Origin of the sequence: Virgibacillus sp. CM-4 (genome assembly GCF_000445495.1) — a bacterium.
Lineage (GTDB): Bacteria > Bacillota > Bacilli > Bacillales > Amphibacillaceae > Virgibacillus > Virgibacillus salexigens.
Map to the genome: position 1 here is coordinate 99,602 of NZ_AUQA01000008.1, position 21,742 is coordinate 121,343.

The window sequence follows — 21,742 nt, forward strand, 5'->3', positions numbered from 1 at the left end:
GTTTCACCTACTCATCGATATCTTTCTTTTGAACTGCCTTTCTTTTTCTGTAACGAATTAAATCCTTTGGCTTATATGAAGCGAAACGCTTATTTTGATAAGCATTAGGTAAACGGAATAACGCCTTATTAAGATCTTCCCATCTGAATGGGTAAATAGGGGAGAGATACGGCCGCCCTAATGATTTTAGTTTTAATAAATGGATAATCAAGAAACATATCCCGAACATTATTCCGATCATACCTAGTACGCCAGCCAGTATAATCATTGGAAAACGAATAATACGTATAGAGGTACTCATAAGGTAGTTTGGTATCGTAAAGGAAGCTAGTGCGCTTAAGGCAACAAGTATGATCAAAAAGTTACTTGTAATGCCTGCCTGAACAGCTGCAGTTCCGATAACAATCCCTCCAACGATACCGATTGTCTGTCCAATCTTCGTTGGTAACCTCGCTCCTGCTTCCCGTAACAATTCAATGATAAATTCCAGGAGCAAGGTTTCAATGATGGGAGGAAACGGTACAACAGACCTGGACTCACCAATTGTAATTAGTTCTTGTGTCGGAATGAGCTCATAGTGAAAAGTAGTTGCAGCAACATAGGCAGGTGTCAATAATATTGAAATGATAATAGCAATAAAGCGAAGATACCTTAAAAATGAACCAGCATTCCAACGCATATACAAATCTTCTGTTGACTCAAAAAAACTAAAAAAAGAAGTAGGAGCTAGAATTGCAGTCGGACTATTTTCAACCATGACACCGATCTTTCCCTTGTCTATGGCGTAAGTGAATCGGTCCGGGAGTTCCGTTCCATAAAACTGTGGAAAAATGGTCGTTGAAGAATCCTCGATATATTGCATTAAAACAGAGCTGTCTTCAATTTGATCAACCTCTAATTCTTGTAATCTTTGGCGCATTGTATTGACATCCGTATCATTTGCAATAGAATTTACATAAATCAAGCGCACTTCACGCGGGAATCTTTCACCAATTATTAGCTTTTCTAATACGAGATCCGTAGAACGGATGCTCCAGCGAACGATATTCATATTTGTTACGATAGATTCCGTAAAGGCCACTTTCGGACCTAAAACGAGTGATTCGGTCTCTGCTTGTGCTAAATTTCTTTTTTCCTTTTTGGCTAAAAGGTAAGAAACAGCTGAATCTTCGCCTTCTACATAAATAAATACTTCTCCTATTAATATTTTTTGAAGAATTTCTTCTAATCTTTCCTTCTTGTCGCTATTACCTAATGGAATTTCATTTCGTATAGATTTATTTGACCATTTTTCACTACTATTTAACAAAGGCCTTAGTAAATAATTTTCTACCATTTCAGCTTCCACCATGTAGCCAATATAGAAAACTGCTATTCTCCTTTTTGGCTGTTCATAGATGGAAAACGTTAAATCTGGATTATTTTCAAATTTATTCTGCATCAGTTGCTGCAGTTCCTCGATTTTTATTGGGAACAGACTACTAGATTTTGGGTTTTTCCTCATATATACCACCTACGAATGTATTTTTGCACTTTCTTTTTATAAAAATAGAATGGTTTAGAATTTAATGATTAATATGCTTGAAAATCATTTTGCCCAAGTAGTAGGTGGAATATACAAAAAATTATGTAAATCGATTGTATCAGAAGTAAGTGGGAATCATATGTTAACTTCTGATCTTAATAATAGAGATTACCATCCATTTAAGTTACTATCCTGGAGCTTTATAAAAAATGATATTAAACAACACAGTATCTTAAATCTAGCTAATTCCTTGTAATTATCTTGTAATGCGTTATATACTTGATCTCCTTTTTATAATAATAAGACACCTTGTTACATGTCTTTACTGAATTACTCCAAATATCAGCTACTATTTCCAAAGATAATAGAGATCCGCCAATAATTACAACTATTGCTTATACCCTTTTTAGTATTAGATTAATAACAATGAAGAATACAATTCCTAAAACAGATGGATCTGTTAGGCAAATAATGGTAGAGGAAGCAGTTATGAAAATGTTAAAAGAAGTAGTTTTAACAAGCATAAAATGCAATATCGAACTCTCATTGAAGGTTTTCACGACAACGATTTTGTTTTTGCTTGCCCCAATGGTTTTATTCGTGGGGTGCAGAAATTAATATATACGAAAGGAATGATCAAATGGAATTAAAATGTGGTAGCTGCGGCAATTCGTTCAATAAAGAAGATAAAGTCTGCCTAGACAGAATTAATTCCATAATCCATTAATCATGCAGTCTTAGTTTTAACTATAAAGAAGCTGGTACATATCAAGAAATCATTAATAAGTATGATTTCTTTAAAAATCTGAGATAAAATTTTATCTCTTATTAGACTAACGGGCCATATTGCAGAAGAATCACATTAGAGGTAAAGCTGAATTTGGCTATTAAAGTGGATGGAAAACACGATATGGGAGTAAAGATAAGTCCCCCAAGTTTAAAGGAAGTTATCTAATTCAAGGGGACTTTCCGTTTTTTCTGGAGAGGAACCTGTATTCAATGCCAATAATAAAGTCATCCCAATAATACAAGCTATACCCCCCCCATTGAAAAAATCCAAAAGGCTCGTTTAACCAAATACCGTTGTTAAAACAGCAGATAGAGGTTCTAAGTTACCTAACAGGCTTGTTTCTTTAGGTGAAAGGCTTTGTAAACTTTCAATATAGAACCAAAAGGCAATCATCGTACCGAAAATGATTACAAACACAAGGTAAGAATAGATTAGCCAAAAAAGGCTCTCCTCCATCTAGCTCACCCTAGCTAGGTGGAGGGCAATCTTTTTCATGTTTTGACAGGCAGCCGTCATCAGCGCCTGTTCTTTGACTTTCTCTTTTCCACGCAAGCGACAATAACGCAGCCCATGCAGTTCTTTTGAATCTGCGAAGCTACGCTCAACTCTTTCTTTTCTCATGCGATAAATCCACTTCCCTTCATTGGAAAGTCGGTTCAGACGAACCTGCTCTTTATCCCCCCCCATACATGGCGTGTAATGGTTTTCTGGTGCTTTTGATTCTGCGGCACTGCCCAAGAAGAGAACAGGTCACACACTGCTTGGCATCTGATTTATAATGACGATATCCATCACGGTCCGTTGTGCCATACCTTAGCTCTTCACCTTGAGGACAAACATAGACATCGCGTTTTTTATCATAGTTGTAGTAATAACATATAAGTTTAAAACTTTTCGTTTATTCTAGAATCGGGATAATATTTTACTGGAATCGCTGTCTAAAAAAGGATTGCCTTGATGGCAATCCTTTTAAATACAAATAATATTCAATTCTTTACACTAACTATTAAACTTTTTATAACTATTGAACAGTGATAAAAATTGTTCGAAGTTAATGTTGTTTAAATCCTTTATTTTTGCATATTTTAATGCTTGATTAAACTGGTTTTTGGTAAAGAGTTTTCTGTATTCTTTGTTGACCCATAGCCTTACAAAATAGTTATATTTTTTTCTATCCTTTGATGATATTTTTGATGGATGCCTTTTTAATACGATTAACGAACTATTGATATTAGGCTTAGGATGAAAGTATTCTCTAGGAATCATACTTAATATAGAGATATCAACTTTTGTCATCAAAAGCAATGCCAATGAACGATTTGTATTTAATAGCCTTTTAGCGAATCCATCCTCGACTATTAAGTAACTAACTGTAGCTTCACTTTCAAAGACAATTTTTCGTACTATATCCGTACTTATATAATAAGGTATATTACCATATATTTTATATGCCTTGTTATTTGGGAACTTAAACTGTAATATATCCTTATTTATAACTTGAAAATTATCGTAATTCGCAAGTTTGTTTTTTGTTTGAATACATAATTTAGAATCTATCTCAATAGCTGTTACATAATTACATTTTTGAATCAATTCTAGTGTGAAATGGCCTTTACCTGACCCAATTTCAAAGATATTATCATTTGCATTTAATTCTATATTACTCATTATTTTATTTATATGATGTTTAGAAGTAATGAAATTTTGACTGTATTTTATATTTTTCTTGTTCATTATAACCCACTCCTATGTGGTTATAATGAATTTTCTATATTAACAATTCATTATAACCAATTATTTTTCGTTTGGTTGATAATGAACTGTATTTATTACAAAAATGCTAAAAATACCCACGTGCTAATTCTCCTTCCGTTATTAAGCGTTAAAACTTAGACAAAAGGGGGCGTCAATTACAAATATTGAATAATTGCCCATTAAAATTCCTCCTAGCAAATAATATTTATTATAGCACACATTGTTAATATTACAGTTAACATTTTTCGACGAACGGGCGCGATTGTTGAATTCAAAGGTTTGATAAAAACTAAATCACTGCATATAATAAGAACAAATGTTCTTTGAGGTGATTCAATGAATGAAGAATTGAAACAACTTGCACAAGATTTCATCATTCTTCCTTTTGCAGTGAAGATATTTGAACAGGATAAAATATTTTTAAGAAGTCTAAACAAAGTATTGTTTATCAAAGCATGATTGATGCTGTCATAGAAAGAATACAAAACGATTATACAGCTGTAAAACAAAAGCTGTACACTCGATTCACATAGATATAAAGCGAAACGGAAACACTTTATCGCTGGAATAGCAAAGGAAATAGTGGTCTGATTGAATATTCTTCTGAGGATTTAAAGGAAATGACTAGTCGAACGATGAATCGGTATTTGAAAGATATAGATTTTGAGGTTAAACATTATTAAATAGGCAAATGCTGTTACCGTTTAATCATTGTTACGTAGTATGTATTACGATTGTACTTCCATATTACTTGCCCCTCTTAAGTTAAGTTTACAAAAGATGTCAATACTGTTTTTAGGTTCGCATCCGAACCATGCATAATAAGCCCCTCCTCTCGCTAAAGATAAGGGGCTTAATTTTATTACAATTGCTTAAGCATATAAAATTGTGGTTAGCCTAGCCATTGTTTAGTGTTGCACACACTAGAACCCCCCCTCATATATGAGGGGTTAATTTGTATATATAGCTTTCTTCCGAACTGGTCCTGCTGAGTTTAAAGCTTCTTCTAGGATAAGGATATAATAAGAGAATTTCTTAGAACTTAAAACAATTTCAGTTAATGTATGCGTCTTGATGAATCCTGTGTATCAGAAAATCTATAAAAGTCAAGCCTTGAAAAAGAACATGCGTTCCCTTATATTTGTTTCTAGAAAGCTTATAAATGAATTAAATTCTTTTGAAAGTAGGTAGGTATACAGTGAAGATTGACACACCCAAAATCCCTGAAGATGTAACGGAGAGAAGATTCACAGATATTTTTTACGAAGAAGATCCGGAATTTGAAATGTGTATGGTTACCGATTCAGAATTTGCCGACGAAACACTTGAGCGAGTCCGACTATATAAAACAGTGATTAGGAATTGTAATTTCACAAATACGGATTTTAACCGAATTGATCTTACCGACGTACGCTTTGAGAATTGTGATTTATCCAATGCTAATTTGGGTAATGCATCGATGAATCGAGTTGAATTTCTTAATTGTAAGTTGCTAGGCAGCAACTTAACAGAGTCTTATATCGGTAATACAACATTTGAGGGATCGATTCTTAATATGGTTATGTTCGGTAACTCAAAACTTGAAAAGGTGATTTTTGATGATGCAGCTTTAGAAAGTGCTGACCTTTTTGACTGTAATCTTAAAAAAGTAGAATTTCTTTCATGCAATCTTAATGGCGCGAGCTTTGAAGAGACACCATTAAAAGGAATTGATATAAGCTCATCCAATTTTGATTCTTTAACTGTTTCAATAGAGAACTTAAAAGGATGTATAGTATCAACGTCTCAAGCGATACAATTTGCTTCATTATTAGGTCTAAAAATTCGATAGTATTGATACCTATTCTCTTTAACTTCGTGTTTTGATTTTAAGTGGCTTAAAATGACTTATAAAAGCCTTATGCTGTAACCGGTAAAACAGCGTTAAAATACTATCTTATCAACAATGTAGTGAAATTATAATAATTGAATATATTAAATGAAAGGTTGAAATAGATGGCAACTTATCAAGTCATTGATTTAGAAAGTTTTCCAAGGAAAAACTATTAGATTATTTTATGGCGACAGACACAACGTTTGAAATGACAGTAAAAATTGATGTTACTCGAGCAGTTAAAAAATGCAAAGACGAATCTATAAGTTTTTATGCTTACTCTATATTTAATTTGACTAGATCGGTTAACAAGATTCCGAATTTAAGGTATGCCCACATAGATAAGCAATTAGTAGAGTGGCAAGAATTAGTACCAACGTTTACGAACTTTAATCAAGAAACAGAATTATTTTATAGTCTATGGCTGGAAGGATTAACAGATTATAAATCAGTTGACCGTGAGTACAAAAAGCTTATAAAAGAGTATGCAAACACAACAGGTAGCACCAATGGGAGTTGTTCCACCCAACGTGGTGAATATTTCATCAATCCCTTGGATGCATTTTGAACATTTTTCATCTCAATCAGGAGCTAACAAAAATAATTTAACACCATTGATTACCAGTGGAAAGTACGAAAAAGTTGGTTCACAGTTGCAGATGCCAGTGAATATTAAGATTCATCATGCAACAGTAGATGCCTATCATGTGACGTTATTTTTTAAAATACTGCAACGGTTTGTTGTTTCAGTGTTAATTTCTTCTTACTCATGGCATATCACCACCTCCTATGTATTCTTGCACTATAAAAAGACACCTCATTGAGATGTCTTTGTTCGCATTATTGTTTCAATAAATGTATTTCTGAATCGTATACTCCTCGAATTAAATAGTTTCCAATAAAACCACTTTCCAAATCATCATGCTCCTGGAACTCTATATTCGTTATTACTTCTCTGTTTCTAAGTGTACGTTTAAAAGCTTTCTCTACTTCGCTATCAAAGTCGGTAATTAATAACCCTTTCGCTATACCATTGCTTGGCTTTCCCAATATCACTTACACCAAGACAAACAGTGTCAACTCTTTCAAACAAACCCATTTATTACACCCTCCCAATAAATTCTGCTATTTACTTCGACAAAAATCCACCATTACCTTGTATTCCACATAATGGCCCTATTGTCCAACATTGATGATAATTCTTATTCAGGAAATGCGCCCGATTGCTTAAATACCAGATATTTGAATTATTTTATCAGCAATCATTTCTGGTGAATTACCATTTGTATAAATAATCTGTTTAGCCAATAACTTATTGGATTTGTGTTTAACAAAATGCTCGTTAAGTTTATACGCCTCCTTGTTACTGGTCTCTTCTTTTAGTCTTTCATTTAAAACATTAATGGATTCCATTTCATTTTGACTTGGCAGCAATAAAAAGACATTTTCGTAGTTACCAAGGGCATCTTTAACTTCTCTGAATAGACCTTCATCTTCATAAACAGAATGCCCCGCACCGAAGTCGTGAATATAATTGGGGTAATCCTCCAATACTCGTTTAACTGCATGTGCTTCAAATGGCTTCCAATATTCATACATAGCCATATAACCATAATCTTCACGTATTTTATTTTGTTGTTCCTCACTAAACCCAATTTCTTTATAATAATCAAACCTTAAATCATCCATTGTACATCGATGAATTTTAGTTTTATCTGAAAGTAATTCAGCTACTGTACTTTTGCCAGCACAAATTGGTCCGATTAATATTATAGTTTTAGATGCCATAATATCCCTCTTTTTCACCATTTTAGATCAACAATTCCTAAATTATCCTTAAAAATCTTTTTCCACAATCTGGCCCTATTCTTGAATAGGAGTAAGGGTTACAAGTTTATATGTTATTACTTCTCCAGATTTTTCAGCGCATAATCACATCCCATTCTTTTGCAGATAGCCCCTCCTTAATTATAATTTCCGACATTCCTGCATTCGTATGTTTATTATCGTAATAATCCTCATACATAATAACACCTCCTTATAACTACTATCGAAAGAAGTTATAAGAAGGTGGCATTTTTAAATAAGCAAAATTTTAAGTGTTTTTTGATGAATAATACCTATGATATCTATAATTCAAATGTCCTTAAAGTTCCCAAATTTACTTCATTTCGGTTAGAGATAAAAGAGAATGGCTTTAAGAGAGAGTTGCTCACAGTTCAAATTCCGCATAATTAAAAAGCACATGTCAAAAAAATCTAATGTTTTAAACCAACGTATAATCAATAATGAAAATTGACAGCACCATTACAATTGCAGAAGAAATAGTTATTTCTTTTTTATTAATGTTAGTTTTCTCTAATATAAAGAATATTATTATTACACTGAATAGGAATTGAGCGCTATTTAGGAAATAATTTGATTTAAATATCATTATTTGAGGAAAGTACTTTATAATTGCAGAAACCAAACTAAATATTAATATTAATAAAGGGATTCGTAAGGTGATTTTAAAATTCAAATTACCATCTCCTAGCTTTTTATTTTTATTATATGCTTCCTTTAATTATAGATTAAACAAAAATGGAGGTTTAATCTATAATAATAAAGTTAAAATGAATATAATATATATTCATTTTAACTTTTAAATTTTAATCTTATATTAATGCCATAACTTTCTATTTATCTATAGTTCTTTTTTGTAATACATATGCTGAGCTACTATATAAATCAACTAACTTAATAGTACTTCTAATTGTGTATGTTTTAGTTACAAGGCCAATTCCATTATATCCTCCAACTGTAACTACATAATCTGCTTGTCCATTAATATCCCATCCTTCTTTTTGAGCATATTTATCAGTAATTCTATCACTTTTAGGATTTACTGTAGTAGGGAAAACTGCATAAGTACCTCCAGTGCCTACAGAAGTCATCTTTAAACCTGATTTGCTTATATTATATCTATTTACTAACTTTAAAGTTGTATCTGGGTACGCTACATGATAAACCTTATAAGTAGCAGTATATCTTCTGTCCCCGAATCCTTTAGTTACATACTCCATTGGCATAATATTACCAGTTGATGCGTCAGCAGAGTCAGTAACAGTAGCCTTTACCATACCTCCATTAGGTAGTTTAATAGAACCTTTTGATACATTTAAAGGTGATTCAGTATTAAATTCCACATCATTAGAAAGATCTTGCATCGCATTTTCAACTTCTACCATTAAATCTTCTATATATTTCTTTAGTGCTTTAGGATTAGAATTCTCGAATAAAAACTTCCGCTTCTCTTCATCGGAACTAGTACTATCTTCTTCCATTTTTACGACTTCATTTTCAATTTCTTCAACTGTGTTAAATAAATATTCATCCGTTGCAGATGCCTCTGCTATAGCTAGACCACTAAAATAAAAACCTAATACTAAAAATGTGATTAGAAATCTCTTTAAGAAATTCATAATTGTTCCCCTCTCAATTTTATTAATGATTAATTAATTCTTAAACTGATAGTAAATTTATGTACAATGAAAATATATTAAGAACTTTTCAAGCATATAGACACCCCTCTTTATAACCATTAATTCGGCATATAATTACAAATTCATTCTATTTCTTCTATATTTTAGTAATAAAAGTATATTTAAACTATTTAGTTAATTAATGATGTTATATAGGACTGAAGTTTATAAATATTTGCTAGATAACTTTGGGAAAATTTCTTCCTAACGGGGGAAATAATGATTTTTTTGAATGGAGGGCTTTAATTATAAAGTAAACCTTGTCAAGGTTTAGTATAAAGTAGATAACTGTACTTATAACAAGTGAAATTGAGAATCATTAAATAACTACATTTGGCAAAGGGGGGAAGGGTCTAGCTCTCATTGTTAAAGGAGTAATTATATTAGAAGCCTTTTAATTGTTGAATTAAAATTTATCTTCGACATACATATGTCGATATAGTTATCAAACTATGTTGACATATGTTTTTAATATATTATTATTTTTTTAGCATGTTTTCTGTCAATTAATATATGATCTAAACAAATTACATATAGATAAAGAATATATATCTTTATTAAATAAATGTCTATAGTATATATTAATTTTGGTATGTTAATAGATTATACAGATAGGAATATTGGTGTTTTATTTGGAAAATCTAAATAAATGAGACATTGAGAGTGGGATTTACAAATTATTACATATAGATACCTTATTATGTTATAATTTCCAAGAGATAAAATAATGTTGGGTTATATTTTAATTTTGTATTAAAGAAGGTGAAAATATTAAGAATATAAAAGTCGTTAGTAGCATTATGCTTTTTGTAGGTTTTATAACTTTGGTTCTTATCTTTTCAACTATTTGGACTGAACTTTATATCCAGCCACCAGAGTTTGAGCAGATACCGGTGGGGATTCTGTATCAATATGGAATACAAATAAAATATGCATTTATAGTAAGTCTTATATGTTTTATTTTAGTAATTATATTAAACAAAAAGAGATTTAAAACATTTACTATGTTTTTGGCTATTTTAGGTTTAATAGGTTTGCTAGGTCCGTTCCTGCTATTTTACTTATTTAAGATTTTTACTTTATTAAAATAAAAAGTTTATCATAGAAAAAGGGCGAAGTATTTTACTTCACCCTTTTAGTAATTAATCTATTCTTTTTCAATGAAATCTAGTAATACATCAGTAAACGCTTGAGCAACTTGTTTACCCTGTTCACTCGTCCAAGAAGGGACTTCATACTCGCTAACAAGCATTTTTCTCATGGCCAGAACTGCTGGTTTGTTACCATTTATATAATCTAAGGCTTGGTCATATAGTAAGTCTGAATCAGCACCGAATCTAATAGTATAAAAGGTTGTGAATCTATTACGGACTTCATTGCCTTGATAATACTCTAAAAATTCATTGTAAATGGTCTTATTACGATTTTCTTTTAATTTTTTTACCATGTTGACTGCGTCCACATCACCAGCTAGATCATCAAATGAGAAGTGTCCAGCTTTAGTTGTAGTGCCAATATAATCTTTAGCGCACTCGTACCAATCACCACCATAATCACTATTATTATTATAAACGTCTTTTATTACAGTGACTAAGTCTCCTGCCCACCCTGAAAAATCTGTTACTTTTACTTCTTTTATCGGTATTTGATTATAAAGTCCTGCAGACATTGTAGCCATTAAATGTTCAATACCTACGGTTAATTTAGTTACTGGGTCATCACTTAATACCAATGAAATATCAGGAAGATTTTAAATGTAGTTTAGATGTCCATGCAAATATTGTATCTATCTGTGTTGTATGTCATAAGCAAATTCGTTATGGTGAAGAAAAGAAAAATTTAATAGCTGATATATATGAAAGTAGAAAAGATAGATTAAATAAATGTGGAATTAGCATTGAATTAGATAAACTCCTTGGTTATTACCAAGACTAGAATTGTTCTGAAGGGTGTGTTTTTTGATGCTGTCAAGTTACCAAGAATTATATGAGAGTGAAAAGGTAAAAGCAGATCACTTATTTATTGGTAATGGTTTTTCTATTAATTTATGGGGGGATTTTAATGGAAAATAATAATATTCCACTTTATGTCTCTGAGGGTAATTGGGAAGATAAATCAGATCAAATAGAATCTAATAAATACTTGAGGTTTTGTTATAAATCATTGAGGAAAATAGATGGTCATTTAACTATATTTGGACACAGTTTAGATGAATCAGCAGATAAACACATTGTAGATGCAATTAATGAATCTAATGTTGAAGTTATAGCATTTGGAATCCATGACTTAGAGAGAAAAGAATCAATTTCAGAAACAATTAGAAATTATTTCAAGGATAATGAAGTATACTTTTTCAATTCTAGAACTTTTGATAATTCTATAAAGAATATTAATATTGACTTGGCTTGGGGTCATGTATAAGTTAATGAAAAACTATATTGTTCAAAGGGCTATCCATTTAAAATGGATGGCTTTTGTTTTGGTATTTCCTTGCCTCAGAGTGTAAAAATTAGGTTATGTATTATAACTACACAACTTGCACCAATATTCACCCCCTAGCCCCCCTGTATACCCCCCTCAGAATCTCATAAAGCCTACTTATCAGCCCTAAGACCTTTGCCTTAAACATCTTAACCAATGCTCATACAAGCTAATTTCAACAGTATGACACAAAGGAAAAGACAATAGCTTTTACATACTATTACCTCAGCTTACTACTGCCTTAATCTGTTAGATTCCAATGCTTATAGATGTTGTTACTTTGTTTGCCTCACCTGAGTTATTCCAATGTATTTAGTGTAATTGCCTGAGAGCTATGATTAAATATGTATTGCAGTAGAGATAAGTCCACATCATTCTTGTAAGCCATGTATCCAAAGGTCTTTCTTAGACTATGACAGCTTAATGTAATACCTACCATATCTCCTGCCTTAGCTACAATCCTATGAGCCTGTACCCTGCTGATAGGCTTACTCCTATCCTTATTACTGTAGAAAAGGTAATCCCCCTCCTCTAGCTTGTACCAGTTTTTTGTTGGTAGTACGCCTATATATTACATGTAACATAGTTCAGACAACTTATCCCATAATTTTATCAGAATGCCATATATTGAAAAACAAAAATCATCTACATTACATACATATGTAATTTCCATTTGTAAATTATTTACTTTCCATACAAAATTCTAGTTTTTAATTAATCAATCCACACATCAATAATGCTATCTATAGGCAAATATTTATCAAATATTATAAAATATGGTTCTTTTAGCATGATTACAAGTCAAATAATTGGAGATCTAATACTGTTAGCTCCACTAGGTTTTTACGCACCTTTGATATGGACAAAGTTTAAAAACATAAAAACAATACTACTTCTTGGATTAATATCATCTGCTGTTGTCGAATCTACTAAACTAATTATTTCAACCATTATCGGTTACACTTACCGAAGCTTTATTACTGATGACATAATTCTATATACTATTGGGGTATTAATGGGATTTTTAACATTAAAAATAACAAGCCCTTTATTAAGAGTTATTGCTAACCAAAACGATATAAAAAATGATCATGCTAATTGGTTATTGAGCCTTAGGAGGTTATAATAAATGAAATTCAAAAAAGTAATGATAATTGGTGTTCTTGGTATGATTCTGTCTATACCTACAGTAGCTTTTGCATATACCGAACCATATACATTTACATTCGAAAAACAACTGACTAGTGACTGGTTTTATTTGGACCCTATAGATCATACAGTCTATGTTGAAAATACAAGCAATGCATACGGCGGAAACCCTACTAGTAACCTTTACTATGTAGATGTAATTAGTGAAGATGGATGGGGAGGAAAATTAAAAGGAACAGCAACATTTTTGAGAGATGGATCATCTAAACGAGGTGTTGTAGTTTCTAGTAGCGCCGGCCAGCAGTATACTTTGAAATTTAGAAAATCTAATGACGGAGAAACGGTTGATGGTTACGGGAGAGCTTATGATGGAAGGTAAAACCAAAAAAGTCAAAGCCCTATTCTATAAGGAATAGGGCTTTGACTTTAAATAAAAATATTAAGGAATAGGTATACACAAATAACTTTTAAGACTGTTGATTTTTGACTAATGATTTTACATATAAATGGAAGCCAATTAAACTACCTACTAAACTTAAAATTATATCATCTACATCAAACACACCCATTGTGGAATTATATTGCAAAACCTCAATTGCACCTCTTATTAAGATGGTGATATATATAATATGTTTATACAGATAAATCTTATTAAATAGGATTGGTGCTATAATTCCTAAGGGGAAAAAAATCAAAATATTTCCAAGCGTATTAAAAAAACACGTACTCAAATTATAATGATCAAAATTAAAAATATAGGCTACTATGGTACTAAAGGGAATATAATTGTTATTGGGAATATCATCGATGTATGGCATCCTTAATCTTGAAACATTACCCAACTCAGTAAAGAATGATATCATTAGAAAAATAATATAAAGTAGTCCAACACTTATAAAAAAAATCTTATGCGGTTTTACCTTTATAATTGTTAACACCTCCAAAAACTTCATTCTTATACATTATATATTTATCCAAAAAACAAAATATCCTTAAATATTGATAGAGCAATAATATCTATTTCCAAAAGGGATTATTCTGATAGCCACAAACAGCAAAAATAACCACAATAAAAAGCTGACGTATGCCAGCTATCCGAATTGATCTTTTATGCTTTTGAATTTCGTTGTCGTTCACTAGTTAAGAAATAAACAGGAACGTACAAAGTGTTGATCTATGGCTAGCTACACGATCTTTTGTAGTTGGCCATGATCTATACAGTTTGTAGTTATCGGTTATTTTAGAGGGATGCGAGATACTATAGGGATTTAGGTAGCGTTCTTGACTACCTTAAATAAGCGAGCATTGAAAACCTCTAAGAAGTTTAATGTTTAAACACAAATTATAACCTTAAGTTTATTCGCATTTGATTCATTAGGATTAAATAAACTACTGAATAAAATCCATCAATGAATAAATAGATAACTTGCCTATCGTGCAAAATAGAGTTAAAAGTAGACAAAAGTACATGAATACGTGCTAAAAAAGAGAGAAAAGCTTAAGCTACATCTTTCTTATTTTTTACATATAACAACAATGGAAAAGATATAATAAATCCTGTAATAGCACATATTAACCAAGCTAATCCCATAGAGAAATTTTCTGAAATCATACCTACTAATGTTAATCCTATAATGGTAAATAACGCCTCAAGAGTATAGAAAAATGACATTAAAGTAGATCTATTCTCACTTGGAATATTGTTATGAAGAAAAGTAATCCTAAGTATTTCATCTCCAGCAGTAATAAAAACATGAATAAGAAATAAGAATACAGCTACGTAAAAGTTTTCAAGAAAAACTAGAATAGATATACAAAGTGTATTTATTATTATATTAACTAGTAAGATACTGATTCTATACTTATTTAAGTTTGGAATTCTTCCAATTACCCAAGTTCCAAATAGAGTAGATACTCCGATAAAAATCCAAATATATCCTGTTCGTATATTATCTAGGTCCGGTTGAAAAAACAGTTGCCATTGATTACCTGGTCCAGCAAGTATAATTGTAAGGGGTACTAATGTTAGACAAACTAAAGAAAAATAGTGATTTGATTTAAAATATTTATAACCTAAGTTTAATGTTGTAAAGAATTCTTTAAAGGAATTACTTATTTTGAATTTTTGTTTTTTATATTTTGAATCACCTTCTTTGACAAAGAATATGACTACAATTGCAGTAATCAATAAAAGTATCGCACCTAAAGATATAGGATAACTTAAGTTAATATTTGCAAAAAATTGCGCACCAATAAATCCACCAAATATACTGATCGTCTGTGATATCACTCCATTTGTTGAGAAAACTTTATCAATTGGAAATTCCGAGTTAATTCTTTTTATATTATCTACGAACCATGAATCCCAAGTCCCTGATTTCAATGATTCACCCAATGCTGTCAAGGTTGCTCCAGCAATTAAATAAGTTAGCTCTCCATGACTAAATGCAATAATTAATAACCCTATGGCCCTCACAACGCAACTTATAATCATAGTATTTTTGCGACCAAAAGAGTCAGAAAGGACGCCAGAAGGTATCTCTGTAAGCAAACTAGTTATCCAGAATAATGAAATAAACAAACTAATCTCATTTAAATTGTGACCTATATTTTCTAAATATAAATATAAAGTTGCCGCAAACACAACTATACCTAAATTATAAATAGCTTCAATAAAATAATATTGATACTTTATTTTTAAAATTTCTTTATTACTTTTACTCATGTTAGACTCCTATATATTTGCCAAAATCTCTAAAATAATATTATTTATATATATAGCAGAACTACCATATGGATCTTTACTTTTATCATATTCTACAATATCAATTCCTATAATATTTAATTTACTTACATGGTCTTTTAAGAATCGTATAAAATCATCACTATTCCACCCATAGTAATTAGGATATGATACAGAAGGAATAACAGAAGAGTCGAAAACATCTACATCAATTGTAAGATAAACGGGGAGGTTAGGATTAATCTCTACTTCATTAATGTCCCTTTTTATATAGGCTTTAATTTTTTCATTTTGGTTTGCATAGGATAATTCGTCACTTGTTAGAAAACCACTTAACCCAAGTTGATAAATACTTTTAACATTTTCTAAATTGCTAATTAAAGATATTATATTACTATGATGAATAATTCCGTTCGAAGGAGGTGAAGTATCTGAGTGTGCATCTAAATGCACAACTTGGAACGGAAACCCCACAGAGTTTATACCTTTCACTATAGGGTAAGTAACTGCGTGGTCACCACCAATATAAATAGGTTTTATATTTGAATTAGCAACTTTACTGGCAATTTGAGTAAGAGATTTAAAATAGCTATTTACAGAATTTTGCTGGACCACATCACCATAATCTCTAATTATACAATTTTGAAATACGTATTCTTCCTGTACTGTTGAATAAAAACCAGAAGTTTTCCCCTCACTATTTACAGTGATATCTAATATATCATTAGATTTTTCTCTCAGGTAATCTGGTGAATCAATATCGATGTTATAAACTAATGATCCCCTATTATAAGGTACGCCAATAAAACCATATATATCTTCTATAGAGTCATTAGAAGAAGAATCAACATCAAAATACAAATTTCCATTACTAACGCTAAAAAAGGTTCTGTTATAATTTACAGTTGTATGCAACGGATCAATAGTCTCGTATATAGATTCACCCTTTAAAATAAAACCATTATCTAATAGGATCTTTATAATATCATCGTCAATGTTTAACCTCCAATTGGACATAGCTTGTTCAAGGCCTTTATCTTGAGATTCTAATATAAATTGGATCAAATCATTACTTAATTCTAATGAGTTACCAAAAGTACTATTAGTAATTATTCTTCCTTCTATTGTGAAATCATGTGATAATTTCAACTATAACACTCCTTTTAAGAGAACATTGGCAGATTATTAACTTCTTTTTTCATTCTTAAGTAATCAGGAATTAAGTACATTCTATCTGATAATCTCAAATTGAAATCATCTATATCTTGGAATCCTGGAATTACTACTTTTACTGTCTTAAGTTTATTATCAGACCTTGATAAATCAGCGACTATTACTTTATATCCAAGCTCACTCAAATTTGTTACAAGATATTTGATGTTAGAATATATACTTCCTGTTCTATAATCATTGAAATCAACTATGTAATTGGGATTAGTTTTATTTAGAAAAGGCTTTACATACCTTATGTTACCTCTCCCCCATTCAATATAAGCTTTATATTCTTGATCAATATGTTCTTGATTCAAATACTTTAGCGATATTTGAGATGTACGTAGTTGAATTGCTTCCAAGATAGCGCCCTCTATTGCTGAAATAATATCTAAGCTACAGTTGGAACCATGAGTATATATTGGAAAATTATTTTTTGTATCAAATAATGTACAATGGACTATGTGTACATTTAAATCAGTTTTTAGATAATGAATTATAGGCTGTATATTCTCTTCTTTAAGCTTAGAAATAAGCCTTTTTAGTTTTTGGAAATATACTTCTTCTGGAATTTCACCATAGTAAAGACGGTTTTTGTGGTATATTGTGTAAGCATCCCTTTCTAATACTTCAAATATCCCTGATAGTATCGCTTCTTCTATAGTAAATCCCGAAGCTAATCCTGTAGATGACTGTGATATCAGTAAATGGTTTTTCTGTTTTGGGTAATAAGGAAAAAAAACCGTATTTGCAGGCATCAAAATATTATTATTTGTACTAATATCCTTTGATAAAATCCATTCATATTCATTATTGTTATCATATTTATCTAAGAGGTTATTATCTATAATTAATGACTTAGGGTTTAAAACGGTAAATGATTTGTTTAAGCTATTGAATGAGCCAACAATAATTTCTTCGTTACCAAACATACGTGCATTATATCTCTCTAAAGCCTCGCCTACAGCACTTACTAAGGCACTTGACTGATCTACACCCTTACCACCATGAATTGAGTACTCTACTTCATCAATAGAACAATTAGAAATGCTTTCATATACATGAAAATTTAGAGAATCTAAATTTGATAGATCGTTTAACTGATTAACAGGCCCAACTCTATTAACATATTTTTCTAATTCATTCCAAGCCATATCAACATTTAGATACCTATAATTTTTTCCATTATTTTCGTTACTTAATGATAAATTTATGGAATGCATTACTTTATTTTTGTTAGAACAAAACGTGCAATTGTTCATATTTATTATTGGAAAGGTATTTATTTCCGATAAGTTGCTTTTATTGATAATATCAATATTTTTCATCTTATTTTTTAATTTATAATTTGCAATAGCTTTAATATAACCTACTTGTTGTTTGCTACTAGAAGTGTTTGTTAATTCGTACTCCATGTTGTTGATTTTGAGTATGTTATCAATACTCTCTTTATACCTTTCTATTAAACAATATAGACAACTATTATAACCAGAGATAATAAAGTCATTAAATAACTCAAATACAAAGATATTATTTTTCATATTTTTATCTATGAACTTATTTTTCAAATAATTAATGGAACAGTTTTTAATATGTATAACACTCTGATCATTAGAATACATAATTGCTCTATTTTTACTGTTTAATTTATTTTCTTTGTCTATTTGAAGGTAATTCATTTTAGGGTTTGTTTCTGTATCTTTAGTTTCTGTATCTAATGACCCTATAAATTCTTTAACTTCTTCCTGGAACAGAAGTTCATCTGTTGCTAGTTCTACATTTCCTTCTGTTATACTATCAAATATTTTTTTAAATAAAACAGAATCAGCACATTCTATCTGGTGATTCTCGTTTTTGGCCATAATAATACAATTATTCATATCTTTTATTATGCATTTCATGGTATCCATCCCTTAGTATTAAAGAGAATATCGATGTTAACATCGATATTCTCTTTAATCACATTAATACTTTCTTTTGGATTGCTTAGGTACTTGTTTTTTTACAGGAACTTTTTTAATCTCAAGTGTTGCTTTCTTAGCCATATTATCACCCCCTCTCAAAATATTATGAATGATCAATTAAAACTTACTAATCAGATTTTTTAAGTTACTATTTGCCAATTTTTTCAGGTAATCAAGTGTTATCTTATCTTTATTAATTAATCTTAACGAATTCAATTGGGAAAAAATATATTCTAAGTTATAGTAGGGACTCTCCAATAATGAAGATTCATAAGTCCACAACGGCTTAAGTACATTATCAAATTCACTATTATTCTCTAGATATTTATGTGTATACTTTTTAACCAAAGACAAAAAAAGTTTATTTTTCTCATCTAATTTATAATAAGAGATATGGCTATTGTAAATGTTCTCTTGAAACTTAAATAATACAATATTCCATAGAATGGAAGAGATTTGGTGTATATTATATATATCTATTAATTCTTTATGGAATTTTTTTAAATAAATTGCTTCAAATGAATGTGCTAAGAACTCTTTCATCTCAGTTGAATTATTACGGTTCTTGTTATTTAGCTGACGGCTAATATAAAAGTGATAGGCATGCCCAATCTCATGAATAGTATTTAAAAAATCATCCAAGTCACCTGTACAGCTAATATAGATGTAAATTTTATTTGAATAAGGTAACTCTAAAAAAAAGCCTTCTTGATGTGCACCTTCTTCTAAGTTAATATAACCGTACTCCATACTATATTGAATAAATTCACCAAAACCCTGATCCAACGATTTCAGTTTTTTAATTATATCCTTAATATTTACTTCAATATCATATCCCTTTATTCTTAAACCATTTAACTTGTATGGATGGATTTTTTCATTTTTTTCAAAGCCCTCATAGAAATTTTTGAGTTTATCGCAATAGAAATTAATACGTTTATCTATCTTTTTCAGGTCACTATTATCAAATGATTCATTATTATTTGCCCTTTTGTACATATCTAGATAATTTGTGAATCCTTCATTTATAGTATGACCGATGTTTTTTTCAATAATTTGATTATAAATATCATTAATTTGATCAAAATCTCCATTAGATAATAATGATCGGTATGTATCTAATAATTCAAAACTAATACAGGGTAGTTCTACGCTATTTTCTTCACCTAAGGGAAGATTCTCTGTTTTTTGTATTGCTAGATTAATATAATCTATATGCTTTTGGGGAAAATCCAAGTTTAGTGATAATACATAATTTATATTATCTACTTCTTCTTTTAAGTTTAGGTACTCTATGCTATGCATGTAAGTATCACCTTAATCCAAATATTTTGTATACGATTTTAATAGCAATCTCTATCATCTTTTTTCCGCTAAATAAATGTAACCTAAATTGAAAATGGTATTTTATTCTAGTAATATTATGGTTTTTCAAGATGGGGATTAATAGTTGAACTATTTCATTTTCCTTTACACAGATGGATGTATCACTTTTTTCTTAGATTGTCTCTTCATAGTGGAAATTCTTTAACGATGTTAATGTGGATTTATAGTAAAGTTGAATCGCTTTTCAAAAAAGATTAATTGTATACAAAGTAATTCGATGACTTAAGTGCAACTTTTTTGATGGATTGACTATTTTTTCAATTTTCACTTTTGTAGACATGGTATCAATATCTCCCCAAGTTTCAAGGGTACTTTTTCCTATTTTTTAGATTAACCTACAAAATCGCATCTACTTTAAACATAACAGTAGATGCGATGGATAAGTTTCAGTTAGAATAATTTTCATTTAGCATTTGCGATTGCAGAATTATGATTGCAGAATTATCTTTGACTTAAATATCTATAAAACGTTGCTCTACTAATTCCAGTTGCATCCAGGATTTCTTTAATACTGTAGTCCTTACTATCGTACATCTTAAATGCCATATCCAACTTCGAGTGATCTTTTCGTGGTCTTCCTCCTTTTCGCCCCCGAGCCCGAGCGCTTTCTAACCCCGATTTTGTCCGTTCTGATATAATGTCTTGTTCAAATTGAGCAAGTCCACTAAAGATCGTAAAGACTAACTTGCCCATTGCTGTTATGATGTTGCCTTTTCTTCATCTTCCATATAATTGTTATACATTGAAAAATCATTCTTGTATTTAGCTTCATCTCTATCTAAATAATTTACGTAATCCTTGAATCTTTTTTTATCTCCTTGAACAAATTGAGAAGTAACAATAACAGATGCATTCTTATCGGTTTCCAATACCATCATAAACCACCTTCCTCTATTAACTGTATAAATAAGTCTGTACTCCGTTCTAATTGCGTTCCAACCAAATGAATAATCTCCGAATTCTTATCTAAGGTGTTTTTTAACTCCAATTCTCGTTCATTAATTTCACTCATCATCGTGTGATTTTCTATCATATTTTTCAAATAAACTTGTCTTGATAATTTTTCCTCTTTAGCTTTTTCATCAATTTCTTTTACAACAGATGGGGTTAAATTTCTTATTTTAATTTCCAATTTTATAACCACCTTTTTTTATTTTGGAACTATCTGATCTAGATCACTTGTTTTAGAAAGAAAGAAAGAGCATAAAGAAAAATGACCCCAACTTCGTTGTGGTGTTAGGCAGAGCCTAACTTTTTAACGGGTACATGAATTTTCTACTTGTGCAGGTTTTTTGCAACCCAAAATATTCCAGTATGCAGGTTTTGTGCATAGATAATAG

Annotated in this window: 21 protein-coding genes and 3 pseudogenes; 6 read left to right on the forward strand and 18 right to left on the reverse strand. The window is 30.6% G+C overall.

Features of this window, described 5'->3' with window-relative positions; all coding sequences use genetic code 11:
• Positions 1 to 7: 7 nt before the first annotated feature.
• From M948_RS41425 to ermCL, 5 genes and pseudogenes are all read right to left on the reverse strand, one after another.
• Complete coding sequence (locus tag M948_RS41425) at positions 8 to 1,504, reverse strand: spore germination protein (RefSeq protein WP_021292536.1); 1,497 nt, start codon at positions 1,502 to 1,504, stop codon at positions 8 to 10.
• Positions 1,505 to 2,462: 958 nt separating this feature from the next.
• A pseudogene (locus M948_RS43010) lies at positions 2,463 to 2,744 on the reverse strand (EamA family transporter); the annotation flags it as partial.
• A 27-nt stretch (positions 2,745 to 2,771) separates the two neighbouring features.
• Positions 2,772 to 3,183, reverse strand: a pseudogene (locus M948_RS43015) (transposase); the annotation flags it as partial.
• 131 nt (positions 3,184 to 3,314) lie between these two features.
• The gene (gene erm / locus M948_RS41430; RefSeq protein WP_021292539.1) at positions 3,315 to 4,049 is read right to left on the reverse strand and encodes a 23S ribosomal RNA methyltransferase Erm; all 735 of its coding nucleotides are present in this window, start codon (positions 4,047 to 4,049) and stop codon (positions 3,315 to 3,317) included.
• 60 nt (positions 4,050 to 4,109) lie between these two features.
• Positions 4,110 to 4,169 carry a 23S rRNA methylase leader peptide ErmCL gene (gene ermCL / locus M948_RS43360; RefSeq protein ID WP_123317386.1) on the reverse strand — a complete coding sequence of 20 codons (60 nt, stop codon included), beginning with the start codon at positions 4,167 to 4,169 and terminating at the stop codon, positions 4,110 to 4,112.
• Between the two features lie 237 nt (positions 4,170 to 4,406).
• Between ermCL and M948_RS43900 the strand changes: the two genes are divergently transcribed.
• The 3 genes and pseudogenes from M948_RS43900 (at position 4,407) to M948_RS41440 (ending at position 6,767) form a co-directional block, all read left to right on the forward strand.
• Positions 4,407 to 4,529: a hypothetical protein gene (locus M948_RS43900; protein WP_021292540.1), complete on the forward strand. Its 123-nt coding sequence runs from the start codon at positions 4,407 to 4,409 to the stop codon at positions 4,527 to 4,529.
• Positions 4,530 to 5,268: 739 nt separating this feature from the next.
• Positions 5,269 to 5,901: a pentapeptide repeat-containing protein gene (locus M948_RS41435; RefSeq protein ID WP_021292541.1), complete on the forward strand. Its 633-nt coding sequence runs from the start codon at positions 5,269 to 5,271 to the stop codon at positions 5,899 to 5,901.
• A gap of 250 nt (positions 5,902 to 6,151) precedes the next feature.
• Positions 6,152 to 6,767: pseudogene (locus tag M948_RS41440) on the forward strand (CatA-like O-acetyltransferase).
• A 16-nt stretch (positions 6,768 to 6,783) separates the two neighbouring features.
• On the opposite strand, the gene M948_RS41445 reads toward M948_RS41440, so the two are convergent.
• The 4 genes from M948_RS41445 to M948_RS41470 form a co-directional block, all read right to left on the reverse strand.
• Entirely contained in the window at positions 6,784 to 6,993 is a 210-nt protein-coding gene (locus M948_RS41445) for a hypothetical protein (protein ID WP_021292543.1), read from the reverse strand.
• A gap of 177 nt (positions 6,994 to 7,170) precedes the next feature.
• On the reverse strand, positions 7,171 to 7,731 hold the full coding sequence (locus tag M948_RS41450) for a hypothetical protein (protein WP_021292544.1): 561 nt from the start codon (positions 7,729 to 7,731) through the stop codon (positions 7,171 to 7,173).
• Between the two features lie 890 nt (positions 7,732 to 8,621).
• Positions 8,622 to 9,407, reverse strand: a complete 786-nt coding sequence (locus M948_RS41460) for a hypothetical protein (protein WP_021292547.1) — start codon at positions 9,405 to 9,407, stop codon at positions 8,622 to 8,624.
• A gap of 1,207 nt (positions 9,408 to 10,614) precedes the next feature.
• A complete protein-coding gene (locus tag M948_RS41470) occupies positions 10,615 to 11,145 on the reverse strand; it encodes a hypothetical protein (protein ID WP_021292549.1) in 531 nt (176 codons plus the stop codon).
• A 383-nt stretch (positions 11,146 to 11,528) separates the two neighbouring features.
• Between M948_RS41470 and M948_RS41480 the strand changes: the two genes are divergently transcribed.
• On the forward strand, positions 11,529 to 11,888 hold the full coding sequence (locus M948_RS41480; protein WP_021292552.1) for a DUF4917 family protein: 360 nt from the start codon (positions 11,529 to 11,531) through the stop codon (positions 11,886 to 11,888).
• Between the two features lie 358 nt (positions 11,889 to 12,246).
• Here the strand turns inward: M948_RS41480 and M948_RS43025 are convergent, their stop codons facing one another.
• Positions 12,247 to 12,516 (reverse strand): tyrosine-type recombinase/integrase, encoded by a 270-nt coding sequence (locus tag M948_RS43025; RefSeq protein WP_081674852.1) that lies wholly within the window; start codon positions 12,514 to 12,516, stop codon positions 12,247 to 12,249.
• A gap of 168 nt (positions 12,517 to 12,684) precedes the next feature.
• On the opposite strand from M948_RS43025, the gene M948_RS44090 reads away from it, so the two are divergent.
• Both M948_RS44090 and M948_RS41490 read left to right on the forward strand, forming a co-directional pair.
• Entirely contained in the window at positions 12,685 to 13,074 is a 390-nt protein-coding gene (locus M948_RS44090) for a VanZ family protein (RefSeq protein WP_081674854.1), read from the forward strand.
• A gap of 3 nt (positions 13,075 to 13,077) precedes the next feature.
• Positions 13,078 to 13,476, forward strand: a complete 399-nt coding sequence (locus M948_RS41490; RefSeq protein ID WP_021292554.1) for a hypothetical protein — start codon at positions 13,078 to 13,080, stop codon at positions 13,474 to 13,476.
• 88 nt (positions 13,477 to 13,564) lie between these two features.
• Here the strand turns inward: M948_RS41490 and M948_RS44095 are convergent, their stop codons facing one another.
• The 8 genes from M948_RS44095 to M948_RS41515 all read right to left on the reverse strand — a co-directional run bounded on the left by M948_RS44095 (position 13,565) and on the right by M948_RS41515 (position 21,534).
• Positions 13,565 to 14,050, reverse strand: a complete 486-nt coding sequence (locus tag M948_RS44095) for a VanZ family protein (protein ID WP_021292555.1) — start codon at positions 14,048 to 14,050, stop codon at positions 13,565 to 13,567.
• A gap of 545 nt (positions 14,051 to 14,595) precedes the next feature.
• On the reverse strand, positions 14,596 to 15,822 hold the full coding sequence (locus M948_RS43030; RefSeq protein ID WP_021292556.1) for an MFS transporter: 1,227 nt from the start codon (positions 15,820 to 15,822) through the stop codon (positions 14,596 to 14,598).
• A 9-nt stretch (positions 15,823 to 15,831) separates the two neighbouring features.
• Entirely contained in the window at positions 15,832 to 16,989 is a 1,158-nt protein-coding gene (locus tag M948_RS41495) for an arginase family protein (RefSeq protein WP_021292557.1), read from the reverse strand.
• A 14-nt stretch (positions 16,990 to 17,003) separates the two neighbouring features.
• A complete protein-coding gene (locus M948_RS41500; RefSeq protein ID WP_021292558.1) occupies positions 17,004 to 18,953 on the reverse strand; it encodes a YcaO-like family protein in 1,950 nt (649 codons plus the stop codon).
• A 180-nt stretch (positions 18,954 to 19,133) separates the two neighbouring features.
• Positions 19,134 to 20,321, reverse strand: coding sequence for a hypothetical protein (locus tag M948_RS41505; protein ID WP_021292559.1), 1,188 nt, complete (start codon positions 20,319 to 20,321; stop codon positions 19,134 to 19,136).
• A gap of 522 nt (positions 20,322 to 20,843) precedes the next feature.
• Positions 20,844 to 21,095, reverse strand: coding sequence for a helix-turn-helix domain-containing protein (locus tag M948_RS41510; protein ID WP_021292560.1), 252 nt, complete (start codon positions 21,093 to 21,095; stop codon positions 20,844 to 20,846).
• A 5-nt stretch (positions 21,096 to 21,100) separates the two neighbouring features.
• Positions 21,101 to 21,280: a relaxase MobL gene (locus M948_RS43365; protein WP_148530731.1), complete on the reverse strand. Its 180-nt coding sequence runs from the start codon at positions 21,278 to 21,280 to the stop codon at positions 21,101 to 21,103.
• On the reverse strand, positions 21,277 to 21,534 hold the full coding sequence (locus M948_RS41515) for a hypothetical protein (protein WP_021292562.1): 258 nt from the start codon (positions 21,532 to 21,534) through the stop codon (positions 21,277 to 21,279). Before M948_RS41515 ends, M948_RS43365 begins: the two co-directional genes overlap by 4 nt.
• Positions 21,535 to 21,742 lie beyond the last annotated feature (208 nt).